The 19,826-nt window shown below is 66.0% G+C and carries 17 protein-coding genes; all 17 read right to left on the bottom strand.

Annotated elements, in window-relative coordinates; all coding sequences use genetic code 11:
* Positions 1-192: 192 nt before the first annotated feature.
* Positions 193-489 carry a WXG100 family type VII secretion target gene (locus E3T61_RS16405; protein WP_130176088.1) on the bottom strand — a complete coding sequence of 99 codons (297 nt, stop codon included), beginning with the start codon at positions 487-489 and terminating at the stop codon, positions 193-195.
* 780 nt (positions 490-1,269) lie between these two features.
* Positions 1,270-2,046 (bottom strand): hypothetical protein, encoded by a 777-nt coding sequence (locus E3T61_RS16400; RefSeq protein ID WP_134641933.1) that lies wholly within the window; start codon positions 2,044-2,046, stop codon positions 1,270-1,272.
* Positions 2,047-2,188: 142 nt separating this feature from the next.
* The gene (locus tag E3T61_RS16395; protein WP_134641932.1) at positions 2,189-3,055 is read right to left on the bottom strand and encodes a hypothetical protein; all 867 of its coding nucleotides are present in this window, start codon (positions 3,053-3,055) and stop codon (positions 2,189-2,191) included.
* Positions 3,052-3,642, bottom strand: a complete 591-nt coding sequence (locus E3T61_RS16390; RefSeq protein WP_134641931.1) for a hypothetical protein — start codon at positions 3,640-3,642, stop codon at positions 3,052-3,054. The genes E3T61_RS16395 and E3T61_RS16390 overlap by 4 nt, the downstream gene beginning before the upstream one ends.
* The gene (locus E3T61_RS16385) at positions 3,639-4,280 is read right to left on the bottom strand and encodes a hypothetical protein (protein ID WP_134641930.1); all 642 of its coding nucleotides are present in this window, start codon (positions 4,278-4,280) and stop codon (positions 3,639-3,641) included. The genes E3T61_RS16390 and E3T61_RS16385 overlap by 4 nt, the downstream gene beginning before the upstream one ends.
* A 4-nt stretch (positions 4,281-4,284) precedes the next feature.
* Entirely contained in the window at positions 4,285-5,619 is a 1,335-nt protein-coding gene (locus E3T61_RS16380) for a putative T7SS-secreted protein (protein ID WP_134641929.1), read from the bottom strand.
* Between the two features lie 67 nt (positions 5,620-5,686).
* Positions 5,687-6,001, bottom strand: coding sequence for a hypothetical protein (locus tag E3T61_RS16375; RefSeq protein ID WP_134641928.1), 315 nt, complete (start codon positions 5,999-6,001; stop codon positions 5,687-5,689).
* A gap of 141 nt (positions 6,002-6,142) precedes the next feature.
* Positions 6,143-10,621: an FtsK/SpoIIIE domain-containing protein gene (locus E3T61_RS16370; protein WP_134641927.1), complete on the bottom strand. Its 4,479-nt coding sequence runs from the start codon at positions 10,619-10,621 to the stop codon at positions 6,143-6,145.
* Positions 10,622-10,672: 51 nt separating this feature from the next.
* Complete coding sequence (locus tag E3T61_RS16365; RefSeq protein WP_134641926.1) at positions 10,673-11,161, bottom strand: DUF6121 family protein; 489 nt, start codon at positions 11,159-11,161, stop codon at positions 10,673-10,675.
* Positions 11,162-11,191: 30 nt separating this feature from the next.
* Positions 11,192-12,211: a hypothetical protein gene (locus E3T61_RS16360; RefSeq protein ID WP_134641925.1), complete on the bottom strand. Its 1,020-nt coding sequence runs from the start codon at positions 12,209-12,211 to the stop codon at positions 11,192-11,194.
* Positions 12,212-12,365: 154 nt separating this feature from the next.
* On the bottom strand, positions 12,366-13,088 hold the full coding sequence (locus E3T61_RS16355; protein WP_134641924.1) for a hypothetical protein: 723 nt from the start codon (positions 13,086-13,088) through the stop codon (positions 12,366-12,368).
* A gap of 2 nt (positions 13,089-13,090) precedes the next feature.
* Positions 13,091-13,753 (bottom strand): hypothetical protein, encoded by a 663-nt coding sequence (locus E3T61_RS16350; RefSeq protein ID WP_134641923.1) that lies wholly within the window; start codon positions 13,751-13,753, stop codon positions 13,091-13,093.
* Positions 13,750-14,778, bottom strand: a complete 1,029-nt coding sequence (pilM, locus tag E3T61_RS16345) for a type IV pilus assembly protein PilM (protein ID WP_255455697.1) — start codon at positions 14,776-14,778, stop codon at positions 13,750-13,752. The genes E3T61_RS16350 and pilM overlap by 4 nt, the downstream gene beginning before the upstream one ends.
* 59 nt (positions 14,779-14,837) lie before the next feature.
* Positions 14,838-15,611 (bottom strand): prepilin peptidase, encoded by a 774-nt coding sequence (locus tag E3T61_RS16340; protein ID WP_134641936.1) that lies wholly within the window; start codon positions 15,609-15,611, stop codon positions 14,838-14,840.
* 59 nt (positions 15,612-15,670) lie between these two features.
* Positions 15,671-17,533, bottom strand: a complete 1,863-nt coding sequence (locus tag E3T61_RS16335) for a hypothetical protein (RefSeq protein WP_134641921.1) — start codon at positions 17,531-17,533, stop codon at positions 15,671-15,673.
* A gap of 50 nt (positions 17,534-17,583) precedes the next feature.
* On the bottom strand, positions 17,584-18,360 hold the full coding sequence (locus tag E3T61_RS16330; RefSeq protein WP_478213452.1) for a PilW family protein: 777 nt from the start codon (positions 18,358-18,360) through the stop codon (positions 17,584-17,586).
* Positions 18,361-18,365: 5 nt separating this feature from the next.
* On the bottom strand, positions 18,366-19,781 hold the full coding sequence (locus E3T61_RS16325; RefSeq protein WP_166793280.1) for a type IV pilus modification PilV family protein: 1,416 nt from the start codon (positions 19,779-19,781) through the stop codon (positions 18,366-18,368).
* Positions 19,782-19,826 lie beyond the last annotated feature (45 nt).

The following is a 19,826-nucleotide window of genomic DNA, read 5'->3' as shown; positions in this document are numbered from 1 at the left end:
CGTGACGCGGCGGGTGGCGCGGGTGCTGCGCGTGACGCGGCGGGTGGCGCGGGTGCTGCGCGTGACGCGGCGGGTGGCGCGGGTGCTGCCGGCGTGACGCGGCCGGCGGAGCGTGTGCTGCCGGCGTGAAGCGGCGGATTGACCAAAGGCGTGACCGGAAACCGGTCACGCCTTTGCTCACACAATGCGGAATTAGCCGCCGATGCCGCGGGCGAGCTCGCTGTCGACGTTCTCCAGGGCGGTGGCCGCCCGGGTGAGGAACTCCGACATGCCCTGCAGGCCGTTGACGGCCTCGGTGGTGCCCTTGGTGAACTGCTCGTACGAGGTGTGGAAGGCGCCCGATGCGGCGTCGGTGACGAAGCCACCGGCGACGAGGTTGTTGACCAGGCTCTGCAGCTGCGACAGCTTGGCGGTGAGGTCGTCCTTGCCTGCGATCAGGCTGCGCGACGCATCGGTCATCTCGCCGTAAGTTACGTTCATATTCGCCATGAGTTACTGCTCCTCTTATTAGTAGTTCGGGGCCAACCCCCTCAGGCCGACCGACTATGTACAACCTAACGAACCTGCGTTGCTCCGCGGAATGGGCAGCACTCCCCATGCACTCGATGGGTAGGCATCCGTCATGAGCGGCGACGCATCCGCCACTAAAGGCGGAGTTTTTCGCGAAACGCCGTGCTACGCGGCCCAAGACACGGCGTGCCGCGAATTTCTCCGCCTTTACTGCACGCCGATGGGCTACGGATGGCGCGAGGCGCGGGCAGGTCCCGCGGCGACGCATCCGTCACTGGCGGGTAGACACCCGTCATGAGCGGCTACGCATCCGTCACGAAAGGCGGAGTTTTTCGCGAAACGCCGTGCTGCGCGGCCCGAAACACGGCATGTCGCGAATTTCTCCGCCTTTGCTGCACGCCGATGGGCTACGGATGCGCGAGGTGCGGGCACGTCACCCCGCGACGCATCCGTCACTGGCGGGTAGACACCCATCATGAGCGGCTACACATCCGTCACTAAAGGCGGAGTTTTTCGCGAAACGCCGTGCTACGCGGCCCGAAACACGGCATGTCGCGAAATTCTCCGCCTTTACTGCGCGCCGATGGGCTACGGATGCGCGAGGCGCGAGCACGTCACCCGGCGACGCATCCGTCGTTGGCGGATAGACACCCGTCATGAGTGGCGACACATCCGTCACTAAAGGCGGAGTTATTCGAGAAACGCCGTGCTGCGCGGCCCAAAACACGGCATGTCGCGAATTTCTCCGCCTTTACTGCGTCAGGACACGGATTCCCCGCTGTAGAGCGACTCGCCCGAGCGCCAGGCGCTCAGGCAACCGATCAGGGCGAAAGCGGCACAACCCGCGGCGCCCCAGATGAGCCAGGCGAGCTGGCCGGCGTCGGGAACCGGGACGCACTCGTTGGTGTAGCAGCTCTCGGCAGCGAGTTGATAGACGAGCGGGATGGCACCGAGGAGCGCGCCGCAGCCGAAGGCGAACCACAGTTCGAACCGGAATTGGTAGGACAGGAAGCGCCAGGCCCGTTGGTCGGCCGAGCCGTAGACGATGCCGCCGCCGAACCGGGCGGCCAGCCGCTCGTAAGTCATCCGCTTGAGCAAGGAGAAGAGCAGCAGCACGGTCATCCCGGACGCGAACAGGCCGTGCGTGACCAGCAGGGTCCACAGGCTGGAGTCGGCGTCGGCGAAGACGTCGGTGGTGATGTCGTAGTACACCGGCCCCGCGATCAGCGCAGCCCAAGCCAGGACGCTGATCAGCAGCCAGAAAGCACGAAACCGGAGCCGGGCGGGCCGCAGCACCACCACGTTGGAGCCGCCCTGGAAGAAGCCGCGTTCGCGGGTGAACCACAGGCCGCGGCGGTGATACTCGGCCAGGAACAGCGGCGCCGCGGCGACCATCAGGATGAGGAACGGAGCGGTGATGAGGTTGTCGCCCCACTTCTCGCCACCGGAGAATTCGCGCAGGTGGTCACCGCCGGCCGTGCGCACGACCAGCAGGCAGAGCACCACCACAGCTGCGGCGCACAGAGCACCGCCCACGAGATACAGGGTGCGTGCGTTGAACGGGGTGGGTTGACTCGGTGGCCCGTGCGAGGCCACGGTGAAGGAACGGCTGCGGATCTCGGCCTTACGGCGCTGCGCCGCACTCCGCCTGCGAGGCTGGGGCAACGAGGGCCCGGCCCTAGGAGTAGGACTCGGCAGCGCCGAGGGGCTCGCCGGCGCGCCAGTAGTTCACCGCGAGCAGCAGGCCGCCGGCCACGAGGGCCAGGCCGATCACCAGCGTGGTGATGAAGAACGGGGTGTCCTCGAATCCGAGGGCGATCCAGCACAGGCCGAGGAATCCGCCGCCGAGTCCGGCGATCCACAGGTCGAAGCGCCAGCGGAAGGTGAGCCAGCGCCAGGTGCGCTTGCCGGCGCTGCCGGTGACGGCATCCGGGTGCCGCGCAATGTGGCGCACGTACACGGCCTTCTTCACCAGCGACACGAGGATCACCGTGAACAGCGCGGCGGCCAAGCCGCCATACGAGGCCAGCAGCATCCACACCGCGGTGGCGTTCTCGTCTTGCAGGCCGGCAGGCCACGCCGTGCCGCCGATGAGGTTCTGCAGTGGGATCAGCACCAACACCACCCAAGCGGCCAGGGGCACCAGAAGCCAGGCGGCGTGCAGGCCCAGCGGCAGCGGCTTGAACTTGGCAGTGGTGGATCCTCCGCGCCAGAAGGTCGTGTCCCGCTCGGCCATCACGCCGCGGCGGCGCAGATACCCCGGGATCAGGAAGCAGGCGGCGGCCACCAGGATCGCGGCCGGGATCGCGGTCATGGCGGACAGCGACGAGAGCTCCCGCTCGACGAAGCCGAACTCCGCCCGGTACGACAGGTTCTCCTCGTTGATGCGGGCCAGGGCGTCCGCCTGCAGCGAGGAGATGCCCACGATGGTGACAAAGAGCAGTGCGACCGCCGCGAGGGTGAGCACCACCCCGATCGAGAGCAGGATCAGGCCGCGGGTGTTGCGACCTGTCGTGACTTCGGGCGTGGCGGTGCTGTGGCTCATATCGAGTCGGCCTTCCAGGTGATCGAGTCAACGATCGCGTCGAACAGTTCGGTGAAGAGCTCGGGGCTCTCCACCATCGGTGCAGAAATCGTGATGCGCAGCAGGTCATCGCTGTGCGGGCGGGGCAGCCAGTACACGACGCGCAGCGACGGCACCTTCTCGCCGCCGACCCGTTGTTGGGCGAACTCGGATTCCCTGGCCACCGGCCCGGTCTGCTGTTCGAGCAGCACGGCTCCGGGCAGAGCGGCGCGCAGTCGGTCGGCCAGGTCCAGCTCCGCCGACGCGAGCACCGGCCAGCTCTCAATCGTGGAGAGCATCGCGGCGGGAAACGGGATGCCGGGCATGATTTCCAGCGACAGCGCGAACGACGTGGCACCGGCATCCCGGGCCTGCTCGGCGCTCTTGACGAACTCGTCGCGGGTTTGCCGGCGCACCCGCGCGGCGCGGTCGCCGCCGCCGACCTGCTTCTTCACCAGGGCCACGATGCGCTTGGTCATCGCGGTCTCGTCCTGCAACGGGATGACCGCCCAGGTGCCGGGCAAGATGATCGAATAGGTCTGGTCCGGGCTGACTACCTCACGGGTCACGCGGCCACCTCGAGTTCGATGCGCAGGGCCGCGACAACCTCTTCGGTCTGACGCGGCATATTGACGAAGGCGCCGACACCTTCGGCGGAGAACACCAGCTGCACGTACTGCGCGGCGCCGGGCGGGAACACGGCGAAGACCGTGCGCTCCTCGATGGTGGCTTCCTCGTCACCGGGGTCGCGGCGGGAGATGAAGGTGTGCGCGGCCACGAACGGTCCGGCGGGCACCTCTCCGGTGAAGGTGGTGACGCCCAGGTACTCCGTGCCGGGGAAGCGCCGGCCCTCGTCGGCCTGCAGCTCGGCGAGGTAGGCGGCGGCGGCCTGCTCGCTGGTGAGGCCGGCGCCGATGTCGGTGAGTTCGAAGCCGAGAGCGCAGGAGGCCCGACCGGACTCGGGGTACGGGATCCACACGGCGCAGCTGATCCGCGGGTTGCCGATGCCGGCGAGGCGCACCTGCAGCGTCGTGAGTTGCCCGCCGAGCGTGCGGCGACTGACGGCATCCGCCACCACCTCAGCGGCGAGGGTCTCCCCCCACAGGGCGGTCTCCGGGCCCCCGAGCGGAATCGGATACCAGGTCTGGTCAGGGTTGACGCTGAGGTCGACGATGTCCCTGGTGGGAAGCGGGGTACGCGAAGTCATCGGTCTAGTCTCTCCCGAATGTCTTCTGCGCCTGATCCACCACACCCGAGTAGTCGCCGAGGAACGGCTCCATCGGGTTCTCAATCAGGTTGTCGACGGCCTTGTACATGGTGTTCAACTGGTAGGTCGAGAGCATGACGCCCTGGATGACCATGGGCGCGTCGAGCAGGCCCGGCGCCTTCGCGGCCATCCGGTAGAAGTCCAGGAGGTCGGTGTTCAGCTTGAGCAGGTTGGTCGGCGCGAGGTTGTCCAGGGTGGGCAGCGCCTTCTCGGCCGCCTCTCGCAGCAACTGCGCCGGTCCGGCACCCGGGGTGACGTCGGGCACGAAGGACTTCTTGAACGCCTCACCCAACGAATCCTTGAAGGGCTTCACGACCACTGCCGCCGCATCGTCCACGCTCATGTACGCGGAGCTGTGTCGGCCGACGCCGCTGAGCTGGCGGCTGAGCGCCGGTGCGCCATCCATACTGTTGGCGGCCTTGGTGATCATGGATGCGCGCAGGTACTTGGCGCCGATCGAGAAGATCTTGCCGCCGAAGACCGACAGCACCGCGCCGACTGCCGCACCGGCGACCGCCCACCAGCTGCCGTCGCCGTTGATGGCCTTGATGGTGGCTTCGATGAGGGTGAGCACTGCGCCGACGGCGGCGAGCACCAGCAGCACCTGGCCGAGGATGGGCACCCAGGCCAGGAAGATGGCGAGCACGCCGGCCCAGTCGCAGATGACCTTGAGAATGTCGAGCGCCTTGGCGCCCCAGTCATCCCACCAGCTGTCGTTGAGGTCCTGGCTCTTCTTGCCCTCGACGACCTCGAGGATGGCCGTGATGGCCGTCTCGGCGGCCTGGTTCTTCACGGCGAGAGCCGAGTGCCACTCGCCGTGCGCTGCCTGCAGAGCCTGACCGGCGGCCTGGGCGGCCTCGTCGGCCTTGTCGGCGGCGGCCGTGTCGGTGGCGGTGGTCTCCGGGGTGGCGCTGGCGGCGGTGGCGGCCGTGCGGGTCGCGGTACGGCCGGCGGTTTCGGCGGCGGTTTCCTTGTCGCCGATGTGCGCGATGGCGGTGTTCGCGGAGTCCTGCGCGAGGCGCAGCTGCGCGGAGTACGTGATCAGGGCCTGCGCCGTGCCGGAGTAGCGGTCCTTGGCCTTGCTGATGTCGTCGGCAACGTTGCCGGCCTCTTCACGGATCGCGTCGATGGCCTTGGATGTCATGCCCTCCACCGACTTGATCGAATTGAGGGTGGTCACCGAGCGGGCGATGGCGTTGGCGATCTCGGCGTAGTGCTGCGCCTTGGTGCGCAGCAGATCCGGGTCACCCTCGAGGGCGCGGAATTCGGTGTCGGTCATGATGATTCCTTCGGCAGGCTGCGGGAAGTTCTCGGGGTGGCCGGGCGGGCGGGTCGCGTGACCGGAGTCACTGCGGGGTGGCGGTCTGCAGCGGCGGGGCCGAGTCGGTGAGCGCCTTCGCGAGGCCGTCGTCCACCTGGGTGAACCCGTCGGTGATGCCGTCGATCTTCTTGCGCAGGGCCTCGACCGCTTCGGTCATGGCCTTGCGCTTGTCGTTCCACTTGTGCGCGAAGTCTTCGACGTGGTTGCCGAGGTTCTCGTGACCGGTGGCGGTGGCCACGTCGTCGCTGAACTCGTCGGCGTTGGTGAATTCGGACACCACGGCATCCAGGTCGTCCCGCAGCTGATGAAGCAGCTGCAGGTTGATGATGAGATCACTCATGATCGGTTCCCCCTAGGTATTCGGCTGGGCCGGCTGAGCCACGACGGATGCGCGTTGGCCGGCTGCCTGTTGTGAACACTACCGAAGCCGGCGAACGGGTTCGATGGGCAGCGGTCCCCATCACGCGACCTGGCGCCCGTGTCACGCGAGGAGCGGCAGCTGCACCCGCACGAAGTTGCCCTTGGCGATGAGCACACCGCGGCCGGGCGGGAACTCAGAGCGGTTGAGCCGGGGCAGCGCGGTCTTCAGCAGGATGTCGCCCTCCACCGATTCGGGCTGCAGCAGCAGTCCGCGGCGGGAGTTCTTGATCTCGCCGAACAGCGGCCAGGACGAGTTCCAGACACTGGTCTCGGCCTCGGCCAGCAGGAAGTGGTCGCTGCGCTTGACCGCCCGGGTGAGCTCAAGGATCCCGCCGTCGGCGGGTGTCTGCAGGAAGTCGCCCAGGCTCTCGACGAACACGGCGATGCGACCCTCGGTATCGGGGTCGGCCACCGCCGCGGCTAGGTCTTTGGCCAGCGCCGCGATGGCGTCGACCGTGGTCGCGGCTTCGGTCCAGAGGTCCAGCCGGGAGATCGGCGAGCGGGCGTTGCCGAAGTAGTACAGCCGGGCATCCGGTTCGAACCGTTTGAATGACGCGGCGATCGACTCGATGGCGGTGCTGCGGCCGCTGGCCGGAGGTCCCGCCAGCAGCAGGGTGCCGCTGGGCTCGAAACCGGCCGGGCCCAGGTCGATGTCGCCGAGGCCGAGCACCACCCTCTCGCCCACCCGGGCGGGCAGCTGGCCCTGCGGGAATTCCTTGGGCAGCGCCCCGATTGCCGGCGCCTCGGCCACGCCCGCGCGGCGCATGGCGTCGGCGAGTCGTTTGGTGGCGGCGGACTGCGCCGACTGCGCCGACAGGCCGCCGAGGATGGCGATCTGGGTTTCGAAGCCGTCGACGATGGCGCGGCCGGCGGGCGACTTGATGCTGAGGATGTCGCCGGGCACGTCGAGCATGCCGTAGCCGTCGTCGGCGAGCCGCAGCACCACCTTGCGCTGAATCGCGGAGGAGATCGATGCGGGCACAGCGCCGGCCCGGTCCGCGGTGAGGGCCACGTGCATGCCCAGCTGGCGGCCGTCGGAGAGGATGTCCTTGAACACGTCGAACCACTGGGCACGGCCGGCCATGATCTCGAAGTCGTTACGGAAGTTGGGGAACCCGTCGATGAGCAGCAGGATGCGCGGTTCGACCGGTTGGCCGGCCAGCTGCCGGTATTCGCTGATGTTCGACGCGTTCGCCTCGGCGTAGAGCGCTTTGCGGCGGTCGAGTTCGCTTTGCAGGGTGCGGAACAGGCGCACGATGCGTTCGGTGTCGTCGCCCATGATGATGGAGCCCACGTGCGGCAGCTGCTCGAGCATGCGCAGGCTGCCGGCGCCGAAGTCGAGCCCGTACACGTGCACCGGGCCGCCGCGCGGGGTGATCGCCGCGGCGCAGGCCAGGGTGCGCAGCACCGCGGATTTGCCCGAGCCGCCGGTGCCGAAGACGGAGATGTGCCCGTCGACGTCGGGCCGGAAGTACGCGGAGACCTGTTGCTGCTGCTCGGCGATGTCGGAGACGCCGAGCAGAAGTTCGGCATCCGTGCGCTGCCGCAGCAGGCTGAGGTCGTAAGCCTCGGCGAGTTCGTCGAGCCAGGGCCGGCGGGGTGCGGGGATGCCGGCGCCGGCGTTGGCGCCGACGATGGTGGTGACCAGGCGTTGCTGGTCGGTGGGGCCCAGGTCGCGGTCTTCGTCGACGTAGCCTACCTCGCGGGGTTCCTCCCAACGGCTCTCGGCGCCGAAGCGCAGCTCGTGCACGTCGATGCCGGCGCGTTCGGGTTCCCGGCTGGTCCAACCGCCGGCGTAGGCGGACTGGAACTGGGCGAGCCGGCCGGGGCCGGTCTTGGCGACGCCGCGGCCGGGGATGGCCGGGTCGAAGTGCGCGGATTCCTTGGTGCCGATCACGTCGGTGCTGTCGGACTCGTCGGCCATCCGCAGGGCGATGCGCAGCGGGGTGTTGGCGCGCAGGTTGTCCTTGATCACGCCGGCGGGGCGCTGGGTGGCCATGATCAGGTGGATGCCGAGCGAGCGGCCACGCTGGGCGATGTCGACGACACCGTCGACGAACTCGGGCACCTCGGTGGCCAGGGCGGCGAACTCGTCGATGACCAGCACCAGGGCGGGCGGGCTGTCGGGGTCGCCGCGCTTCTCCAGCTCGAGCAGGTCCTTGGCCTTCTTGCGGTTGAGCAGGTGCTCGCGGTGGTGCAGTTCGGCGCGGAGGCTGGTGAGCGCGCGCCGCACCAGGTGCGGGCTGAGGTCGGTGACCAGGCCCACGCAGTGCGGCAGGGTGACGCAGTCGGCGAACGCCGAGCCGCCCTTGTAATCCACGAACAGGAAGGTGACCCGGTCGGGGCTGTACTCAGCGGCCATACCGAGCACCCAGGCCTGCAGGAACTCGCTCTTTCCGGCGCCGGTGGTGCCGCCGACGAGGGCGTGCGGACCCTGGGTGCGGAGGTCCAGGTGCATGGCGTCGACACCGGCGGAGCCGATGATGGCGCGCAGCTTGCCGGCCCGGCGGGGTTTGGGGGTGCCGCCGCTTCGGTCGTGGATGGAAGTGTTCTGCTGCCACCGGTCGATGACCGCGGCGCTGGTCTCCACCATGTCGTGGCCGAGCAGGGTGACCAGCGACACGGTGCGGGGCAGGTCGCTGGCGTCGGCGACGAGGGCGCCGGCGTCGATGACCGGGGCCATCCGCTTGGCGAAGTCGAGCGCGGCAGCGGAGTCGACCTGTTCGGTCACGACGTTGTTGATGGTCTCACCCAGGCGCACGAAGCCCACGGTGGCGATGCCGGGTTCGTCGCCGAGGTGCAGGTAGGTGCGGCAGACGGCGGGCAGCGCGGCCACGGTCGGGCCGATCCAGATGGGGTAGACGCCGGCGTCGGCGGCGATCTCGGCGAGCTGCACCAGCCGGGCCCGGTCGATGGCGACGTCGTCGGAGATGAGCAGCACGATCGCGGGGATGGCGGATTTGGTGCCCTCGTTCAGGCTGGAGGAGCCGACCTCGCCGCCGCGCTCGAGCGCGGCATCCGTTTGCACCATGGCGCCGCGGCGTTGGCTCTTGGCCTGGGCGAGGCGCGCTTCGACGACGCCTTCGATGCTGGAGAGCACCGCGCTGGCGCTGGCGGCGCTGTCGGCGAGGTGGCTGCCCTCGATGGGGCTGTGCGGGGAGGAGGTGTGCGGCATCCACTTGAGCCACTCCAGCTCGCGGGACCAGCTGGGCGTGAGCAGGGACGCCACGACGAGTTCGGCCGGGGAGTGCAGGGCGGTCAGCTGCACCAGGATCGAGTTGATCGACCCCATCGCCTGGGCGGGTGAGCCGGCGATGCCGAGCGCGCCGGAGTCGTAGAGGTTGTCGATCAGGGGTACGCCGTCGAGGGTGCGGTTGGCGTTCACCACCTCGGTGAGCTTCTCCTCGAACTCCGGCAGCATGTCGCCGCGGCTGGAGTCGGAGATGGTGTTGCGGGAGTTCATGGTGCCGCAGCCGAGCCGCACGTTCAGGAACGACCAGTGCTCGGGCCGGCGGGTCCAGAGCATCGGTCCGCGGTTCATCGCGTGTTCGTGCGCCTCCAGCGTGGACGGCGATTCTTTGAGCCGCAGCTCGTGCTCGATCACCCGTTCGGTGGCCAGGCGATTGGTGAGCACCTCGAGGCGGGAGCCGAACTTCGCCACGGCCTTGGCCATGCGGCGCTTGTCGCGGCTCTTGGTGGTGAGGAAGTTGCCGATCAGCATGACCGGGGAGAGCAGGCAGAACAGCAGGGTGGTGGGGCTCTTGGTGAGCGCGAACATGGCGCCGCCGAGCAGCAGCGGGGTGATCATCGCCAGCAGCGGGAAGGGCGGGTCTTCCTTCTCGGTGGGAACCTCCGGCGAGACGAACTCCTGGCCGATGTAGCGTTTCTCCACCTTGGGCGAGCGGTTGAAGAAGATCGGTCCGGGCTTGGGGGCGCTCTCCGGGGCCGGCGCGTCGGTGAGCAGGCGGATCTCCACCTCGGAGTCGCCGAGCAGCAGTCGTTCGGTCTTGGCGATGCGCAGCCGGCCCACGATGCCGCCGTCCACAACGACGCCGTTGGCGCTGCCCAGGTCGATGACCTCCACGGCGTCGCCGATCTCCAGCCGCACGTGCTTCTTGGAGACCAGGCTGTCGTGCAGCACGATGTCGCAGGAGGGGTCGCGGCCCACCAACAGGCTGCCGGGCGCGAGCGGGAACTCGCGGCCTTCGTCGGGGCCGGAGAGCACGGTCAGCTGCGCAACCGCGGGCACCGTCAACGTTGACGGGGCCTGGTAGAGCACGCCGGCGTCGGCGAGGCTCACGGATGCGCCGGAGCCGATCCACGCCTCCCCCACCGGGCCGTCCGGCGGCAGGGTGAGCGGCACACTCTGACCGGGCAGCGTCGCCCGCAGGGTGAGGAACCGATCCGGCGAGTGCACGGTCTGCGCGTCGACCCGGCTGATGGTGCCGGCGATTTCGGAGATCGTGGCCGCGGCATCCGCGGTGACGATGATGTCGCTGGCGGCGCCGTTGGGGCGAACCAGGGTGAGCTTGAGGCGCATTCAGTCCCTATTTCAGTACTGCGGTCGGAGCAGGATCACGTGCCGGTGGTGCTATTCGCCGCGGCGTTCCCACGGCCAGAGCGGGCGGCCGTTTTCGCCGTAGTGCGAGGCCAGCAGGATCGAGTAGATCAGGGCCACGATGAAGGCCAGCAGCGCCACGGTGAGGGCGAACGGGCTGGCCAGCATGCCGCCGGCGAAGAGCAGCGCCCCGAACGGGTCACCGTTGCCGGCGGCCACGAGGATGGCGCCGGTGGCGATGAACAGGCCGTATGCGGCGATGCCGGTGGCAACGGCAAACCCCACCACGACACGTTGCTTGTCGGGTGGGGTGGCGACGCCGAGGGTGATCAGCATGATCAGCACCAGCACAACGGCGACGGCCGTCATGGTGGGGCCCACCAGCGGGCCGGCCGAGCGGTCGGCGATCACGTCGAGGTTGGTGGCCAGGCTGATCAGGCCGAACGCGGCCACGAGCAGCGCGGCGTAGAGCACGGTCGCGAATACCGCGACGATGGTCGCGTATTTCTGGTAGTCGCGCATTGTGCTCCCCCCGCACTGCCCTGCCGGTGGTTAGGCCGGACGAGCGAGCTGCGGTCCTTCGGCAAGCTGACGCTCGTAGTCGGCCTTGGCGGCGATGTTCTTCGCCGTGACGCTGCGTCCGCGGCGGGAGATCCAGGCGCCGAACCAGATCGGCACCTCGCGGGCCACGATGGCTGCGGCGATCGCGCCGGGGTTCAGCCACTGGGTGCTCACGAAGCGGGCGGCTTCGGCGGCGGTCAGGTTCCAGGCCTGGACCGACAGCAGGGCGCCGCCGATGTAGGAGAAGTAGACCACCACGGCGACGAGGAAGCCGCCGAGCACGTAGGCCCACCAGCCGGCGCGGTTGAGCACCGCGACCAGGAGGGCGAAGGCCAGGAAGAAGAAGATCACCGGCACGTAGAAGACCGGCAGCACCAGGAAGTCGGTGAACCGGGCGGTGGCGTCGGCGACGGTGGCCGCGCCTGCGGCGGAGATGAAGAACGCGATGAGTGCGTAGACCGCGCCGAATACCGCGGTGGCGATCAGGCCGATGAGGATGCCGGCGGCCCGGTTGCCCTGGGTCTTGGGCGGGGTGGGCGCGGTGACGTAAACCGGGCTCGGCGCGAACTGCTGGGTCTGCTGCTGCTGCGTGGGCTGCACCGGCTGCTGCACGGTGGGCTGCGCGGTCGCGGGGATTGCGACGCCCTGCGCGGGAACGTAGGTGGGCGTGTAGTCCTTCTGCTCCGCAACGGCTTCATCGCGGGCGACCTCGGCCGGGGTGGGCTCAACGATGAGACGTTCGACCTTCTCGGTCGGCGCCTCCGAAGCGGATGCCGTGACGGGAGTGGCCGGTTCGTAGTCGATGGGCTCGCCGGGAACGTAGGCGGGCTCGGGCGCAGCGTCGGGCGTCGACGTCTCCACGACCGGTTCGCTCACGATCTCGTCGACCGGCTTGCTCGGGTCGGCGACCGTGGTCGGCTCCGGGTTGGTGTCGTTGGGGGTGTCGAAGTGCTCAGTGGGAGCATCCGGGTTGTCGTTCTTGTGTCCCTCGTTGGGGGTCGTGTCGGTCATGCTGCACTCCTCGTGAGCCTCGTGGCCGTAGCTCTGTGCTGCCACTGTAGCAATCAGGCGCGCAAAGTCGCCGGAAGCGCGGGGCGCAAAACGCGCGTCGACCAGCCCCGGAGAACATTTCGAGGGCAGTTAGTGGTGAAACTCGAAGTGTCTCCTAACCGGCGGCCGGGGCCACAGCCGCGTCCGCGGCAGGCACCAGCACGTAGACCAGCCCGGAGATCACCGCAGTGACCAGTCCCGAACTTGCCTCTCCCACCGCAGGGGCCTTGGTCGTGGTGGTGAGACCGGACACGAGGAACAAGCGCTCACCGGTCTGCAGCCCGTTGACGAAACTGAGCGCGTTTGCGTACCCCCCGCTTACCGTCACCGTCACGGCCAACGATGCGAAGTTCTCCGCGGTGATCTGCGCGCTCGTCACCGGGGGCACGCCGGCCGTCGGCACAGTCGCCGCATCGATCGGCGCGGGTGCGGGCGTTGGAGTCGCCGTTGACCCGGCTTCCGAATCGACAACGGCAGCGGGAGCCTCCACAGGCGCATACGGTGTCGCATCCGAGACAGTGAATCCATCCAGCGTCACCTGCGTCGAGCCGGCGAGCGTGTCGAGCTGCTTGACGAACGCGGGCATCATGGTGCCCGAGGGCACGGATGCGCTGAGCGGGGCCAGCTCCGCCTTAAGGGTGCCGATGTCGTCGAAGTCCTTCTTGAGCTGGTCGAGCACCGCAGCCTGGCCGGCATTCGACGCTTCAACGCTGACACGTTGCTCGTTGGCCGTTGCAGCTGCCGCAAGTTGCGGCTGGATTCCCAGGAAAACACCTCCGACGAGCACAAAGACCATCACGAGCACGGAGCCGATCAGCCACAAGCGGTTCTTATCCATGACTACTTCCCCTCGATGACGAAGCGCTGTGCGTAGGCATCGTCGTTGACGTGCATGGTGATGGCGACGGTGTAGACACCGCTTTCTGCCCGTGTCACGGATCCTGGCAACGCGTCGGCATATCCCGGCAGAGTGGCCAAGGAGTCCAACCAGGTGGGCACGTCTGGCAGCACGGCACTCTCCGCGGTGAACGACACGGTTGCCACACGAGCCCCTTGCAACGGTGCTGTGGGCTGCCCATATAGGGCCAGCGGCGACGCCGAGTCCACGGCAACCGTACTGATGGTCACGCTGGGAGGAAGAATCGCCTGAACGCCTTCCAGGTACTGCTTCCAGTTGATTTCGGTCGACACTCCAACCTGCTGCGCCGCCGTGACCAGGTCAACTTCGCCCTGCACAATGCGTACTTCCATGTACTGGCCCTGATCGGAGATGAGACCCGATGTCAGCGCCTGCTGGCTGGCCAGCTGGGTCTGAGCCGTGATGGCTAATGCAACCGACGCCCCGGTGCCCACGATGGTGATCGCGACCACCCCGATGACACCCAGCCCGAGTCGACGTCGCACGGCCTTGGCTTGGCGCTGCCGGTGCACTTCGGGCGGGAGTAGGTCTACCCAGGGCTCGCCACCAATGACCAGGGCGCCAGCCTTCCCCGCGCGGCTCATGCTGCACGACCTAGGGCGAGTCCGAGCGCGACGGCGAACTCAGAACCGTTCCTGTGCAGCTCCTCGAGGCTGAGCCCCCGGCCCAATGCGACCGTGCTGAAGGGGTCTGCTACCTCTACCGTGAGTCCCGTGATTTCTGCCAGAGCCTCAGGAAGGCCGCCGAGCTGGGCGCCGCCGCCACTCACCAGGATCTTGTGCACAGCATCGATCGGCCGGGTATTGACGAAATAGTTGATGGTATTGCGCAGGCTCGTCAGTTGTTCACTCGCGACCTTGTAAATGGTTTCGACCGCGCGTTTGTCAGCTGCCGCCACCGGGCCGGTGGCTAAGCCGAGGCGCTGCTTTACGTCTTCCGGCGGCTCCGTTTCCGGGGTGCTGATGGCGCTCAGAGCTTCTGTGATGTCGTCTCCGCCGGTGGCGATGACACGCATGAATTGAGGCACTCCGTCGATGGCTATGACAACGCTGGTGGTGCTTCCGCCGATGTCGACGAGGGCTACCGTTCCGGCCACCTGCGGCCGGGAGATCAGAACCCGGCTCAAGGCAAACGGGATCAGGTCGACGTCCGTTGTGGTGAGGCCGGCGAGCTCGGTGGTGTTGACGTTCGCGAGCACGGCAGCTTTGACGGCCGCGATGAGCAGCCCCCGCACCATGGGACCGTTCTCGCCCGCGACCTCGGCGATCGGATAGAAGTCGAGAAGGGCGTCGGCCACGGGGATAGGAAGCATTTCCTGCACCTCGAATGGCAGGGACTCGCGGATGCGTGCCAGCGACATCTTTGGCACGCTGAGGTCGCGGGCAAGCACCCGCTGGTTGCCCACGCCCAACACAACCTTCCGGCTCTTGAATCCGCCGTTTGACCAGAGCTGCCGGAGCGCCGCAGCGACGGTGTTGGGTTCGATGACTTCGCCGCTGCTGACGGCACCCGCCGGAAGCGGCACCTGGAAGTACCGCAGCATCGTGGGCCTGGACGACCCGGCATCGGCCACTTCGACAGCGCGCAGCATCGAGCTGCCTATGTCCACCCCTACGATGCTTGTTGCCACGATTTACGCTCCTTCACTGCTGTTGATCTTGTTCATTGCTACACAACTCCGAGAAGGGACAGGTAGCCGTTCCACAAAGGCGCTCCCAGGAAGATCCCGACCCAGGCGCCGGCCAGCATCCACGGCCCGAATGGGATGCCGCTCTTGCGGTTGGCGCGGCGAGTCACGAGCAGTGCCAGGCCGAAGAGACCGCCAAGCAGGAACGCAGCGAACGCACCGACCGCAAATTCGCCCCAGCCGAGATAGCCGAGAAAAAGGCCCAGGACGCCGGCAAGTTTGACGTCGCCGAAGCCCATTCCGCCTGGATACGCGAGCGCCATACCGAGATACGCCACCCACAGAACGGCAAGTCCTATCCCTGCTCGAACTAGCGACCCCAGGTCGCCGGACGCAAGACCCGCACCGCCGAGAAGTACAGCACCGACGACGTACGCCGGTAGCACGATGGAGTTCGGCAGCCGATGCACGTCGATATCGATCAGCGCGAGAGCGATACTCACGGTCGCAAGATACAAGAAAGCCACCAGAGTGAGGCTTCCGGCGAGCATGCCGTCGTCGGCCGCTGTCGCGAGGAGCCAGGCCGACACTGCCGCAAAGGCGATTCCCGTGCCCAATTCCACCAATGGGTACCGTGTCGAGATTGCGGTCTTGCACGATCGGCACTTGCCGCGCAACACGAGCCAGGAGAGTACCGGCACGTTGTCCCTGGGGCTGATGCCTGCACCGCAGCGAGGGCATGCGCTCGGTGGCGACACGATGGACAGACCGGCAGGCACGCGGTAAACGATGACATTCACGAACGAGCCAATCATCAAACCGAGGATGCCGACGACGGTGAGATACACCGGGTTTGGGCCGTTAGGGATGAATGTCACGGTCCCGTACTTCCATCGGACTTGAATGCCGCCGCGACATCGGCGAACTGGGTGATTCCGTAGGTTGTTGACGTGGGCGCAAGGAATTTAGGAGGTGCGATAGTGAGAAGGCGCGTGTCATACGTGTAGATCTTGTCGTACCCATTGATGATCGAGCCGTTGTTGAATTTGACAGGGCCTCGGTAGGTCTGCGCGATTGCACCCATCACTCTAAGGTCGCCTCGGTCACCGCCTGTATCAAAATTCTGAACTTGAAACGTGTGTCCAACAGCGAGGATGGCAGCTTGAATTAGACGCTCGCCTGGGGTCGCGTCCGTCGGGGGCATCGCGGTACAGGTTCGGCGACTTCCGGTCGCGAAGCTGAAAGTACCCGTGCACGACTTCATGGGATTCCAAACCCAGACGGTGTTCTGGGCGACAAGACCCAGCACATTCGTTGCCGCATCCTGATAGCTGAGATCGCCAGTGATGTAAACGTTGTTCTGCGCCGCAACGGTCACCGCAGCGTTTAGAACGCCTTTTACGTAGACATCCCCGTTGGTGCATTTGTATGCCGGTGAGGCCGGTGTGGATGAGGGCGGTGTGACCTCACCAGCTATCGGGTACTGAAAGGCGATTGGAGATGAAGCTGGGTACTGAAACTTCCAGCCAGAGTCCGCGCCCGTGTCTGTACAGGTGAAGCCTGCCGGCGCAGCCGGTGGTGTGGCCGCCAGATTCCAGTAGTTCGGATTCGTTGGTGATGTCTGAACGTTTTGTATGAAGATGAGGTTCTCGTTTGGGACCGAAATCAATGCGCCTGCCGATGACCTGAGGTCCGCCAGCGCGCCGCACGCAGCCGGCAGCGGGTCGGAGTTGGCGACGCTGGTGTTCAGAGTCGGTCTCGTCACCCGAGTCCAGGGTGAGATCACTCGCATCTTTCCGTCGGACGTGAAGGTGATTGTCGTCGGGCCCGTGTACATACAGCCAGGTCGGGGGACGAGTGCAGATAGGTCATTCCTGGTTTCGTCAGCCATGCTTCCGTTTGTAAGCGGTAGCGTCAGCACTCCACCCGGCACCGGGCCAGAAACTCCGGTGCCCCAGTCCGTGGTCGAGCACCCTCCTCCATTGGTGTAGAGCGGAGTGTTACTCGACGTTACTTTGCCGTCGAAGGACGAAGCACAGACTTTGAGCGTGTCGTTGGAATGGACTGGCCCGGTGACCTCGTCGGAGGCTCCAAACGCAATTTCTACACACCCCACGTTGTGCCGTGAGCCTGAGACCACGGTCGTGGACGCGTGGCTTGGAACGCACGCGACAGTGGTCGTGGCCGGGTCTAGTAGCTCGTAGTCGGTGAAGTAGACGTAATTGATAAATCCTTTCTGCTTGAGGTTGGCGATTACGCTCCGCGTCTCGCTACCCACCCGACCTGTCGAACGGATCCTGACAACACCTTGGGCGGAGTAGTCCGAATTGTCTACTTCATAGCGAAAGGAGGCCCGGGTAGAGGCCCCGGCAAGGCTCGCCCAAGTGCCACCGGCGCTGATGCCGAATGCGGCATTCACACTCGCGACGCCAGGCAGGTTGGTTGTTAGTGCGCTGCCTGAACTGACGGTGAATGCCGCTGCCGGATTGCCATACTTCTGATACGTACTGTCGTTCGACAGACGGCTCGCGTACTCGTCAACCCCGGCATAGGCCGCCGATAAAGCCGCGTTCCAGTCTTGGTCATTCCGGGCCTTCACCAGACCACTTGTTGACAAACTGAGAACTGTTGCAACCATCAGCAGCATCACCATCGCAAGGCCGATGACAGCGACGAGCGCAACGCCGGACTCATCTGATTGTCGTCGCCCGGGGCGACACTTGGTAATGCCAATCATGGGGTGGCCTCCTTCGATGCGGGCTCTCTAGCGGTCTTCACGAGGCGCGGTCAGGGGGACTTGAGGTTCGGCGGTGCCACGGTGTTGACAACCGATATTGCGCTGCCAGGCGAACCGGTGACGGTGGGCAGGTTTACAGAGATCTGAACAGATCTCACCAATTTGAGGTCCGCAGGCGAGAGACTTCCCGTTGGTGACAGCGCGATTTCAACGCCAAACTCATTGAAGTATGAGAAAAGGGGCGGACTCGCGCTCGATAGCGGCAGGGTCATCGGCGCGATTGGGCCACCCAGGATTCTCGTCGAGTTCGCCGGTGCCGTCGCGGCTGGCGATGCAGGCGACGCCGGCGGCACAAAGGTCCACGATGTCCCCGACGAGTGGGCAGTTGCGGTCCACCTGCTCTCGACCAGCCGACGTCCGGGTGACGAAATCTCGAATCGCACCATGGTGGGTTTCGCTGGGAGGTAGGTCAGGTCGGAGGCCGCATCCACGTCCACGCTGCTATAAAAGACGACTGCTTCGCGGCCTGCGAAACGAAGCGCCGGGTCGCTGACGAGCGCGCCGGTCACCTTCAAGGTTGTGGCAGCCCGAATCACTCGGCTCATCTCGTTCACAGCGTTGGAAGCCGTCCGCGTGTTGTCGTCAGTCGCCCTTTCAAGCGAAACGGACTTCGAAACGCTCATGAACAGTCCTGTCACCATGGCTAACACGAGGCCGAGGAGCATCATGCTGACCAACAGTTCAACCAGAGAGATTCCGGCCTCGCCAGGTGCGGCTCTCCGGGCCAGAGTCGGGAATGGCGAGGACCTCGGCCGGAGCCCGGTCATCCCACTCATCGTGGATCCAAGGCGAAGAGCCCACCGGTCACGGCCATGGGTTGGCCGGCCGTAATCATCCACATCTTGCCCGGTTTGTCGAAGAGAGTCGGAGTAGTGTCCGTCGCGCTCTGGGTGGTGTACAGACGCCAGGACCCAAACGGAAGTGCGATGCGGTAACGGCTGCTGCCACCGCCAGTCATCAATTTCCCGAATTTGTAAGTCATCATGACGTTGCAGGCGGGTTGACCAGGAATGGCTGTATCGCTCTGCGACACGGCCGTAAGCCACTGGTCTCCGCCATCTCGTTCGACGTCGACTATTCCCATCGGGATATCAACGTCCGCCACCACGAGGGGTGCGAGGGGCACGGCGGGCAGTTTCAGTCTGGTCAGGGCCGGGCTAACCCGCGTGTCCGGAGCCCAGGATTCGGGATCGACCGACAGACATGAAGGCGTGAGATCGACGTAGGTGCCAGCCACCGCCTGGTAGCCGACCTCCCATGGGTGAAGTTTGACGCTGGTACCGGTCGCGGCGATTGGGAAGACGCCGTAGGAATTACTGAACGTGGCGCTCATGTCTGGGGGAATAGTAGGGGTTGGAGCCGGAGCCGGAGGGGCGTTCGATGCATAGTGCAGGTTGACTGTCGCCGCATCGTCGTACTTGAAAGCGAACGACGTTGAGGAACCGACAGTCACCGGGAGCGTTTTGTCCGGGTTAGCCAACTGCTTGTGATCGACCATCCCAGTGTTGCTAAGTCTGATCGTGTAATCCCCAGCTGGGACCTGAAGGATGAAACTGCAGCCATCCGCATCAGTCGGGGAAAGCGTGACGGCACCGAGAGATGGTGAGACCGTGAATGTCACGTCCTTCTTGCCTCGATCCCTAGCGTCAACAACCGAGATCAGGATTGTTCCCTTTGTTGGGTCGTTGATTCTGGTCGTAGGGGCCAACAGCGTGTCAGTGATGACAGGGTCAGACGTCGATCGCATCCCCTGCCACGAGACGGAGACCGTGACGAGTTTGTACTGCAGCGCTCCGCCACCAGTTCCGCAGGTGGACGCCACACCCGCGGGAGTGACCCACGCCGTGGTGCGTTTGATGGTGTAAACCCCGCCCGAGGCATTGTTCACTGTGCGGTCCAAGACATTGAAGATCTTGAACGGGTCACCGTTCGCCCGGACCGCATCAATCTCAGACGCGGCCAGGCTTGAGGCCACCTCGCGTGATTTGTTGTCATGGGCAATCACCAAAGTGGAGAGGAGGGCAGCGCTAACCCCGATCGCTACAATCGCGAAAATCAGCATCGAGACCATGATCTCGATGAGGCTGAGGCCCGCGTCGTTCTCCGATCGAGATTCGGCATGCCGCTGACTGGCCATATTCCTCCCCTCGAGGTTCGAGTCTGATGCGAGATGGATCTTGACGAACAAGAATGAGTGGAGCCTCCTGCGGGAGGCCCCACTCATTCATCGCCG

Origin of the sequence: Cryobacterium lactosi (genome assembly GCF_004403945.1) — a bacterium.
Classification (GTDB): Bacteria; Actinomycetota; Actinomycetes; order Actinomycetales; family Microbacteriaceae; genus Cryobacterium; species Cryobacterium lactosi.
The sequence above is the reverse complement of the archived record's forward strand: the minus strand, read 5'-3'. Positions and strand labels throughout refer to the sequence as shown.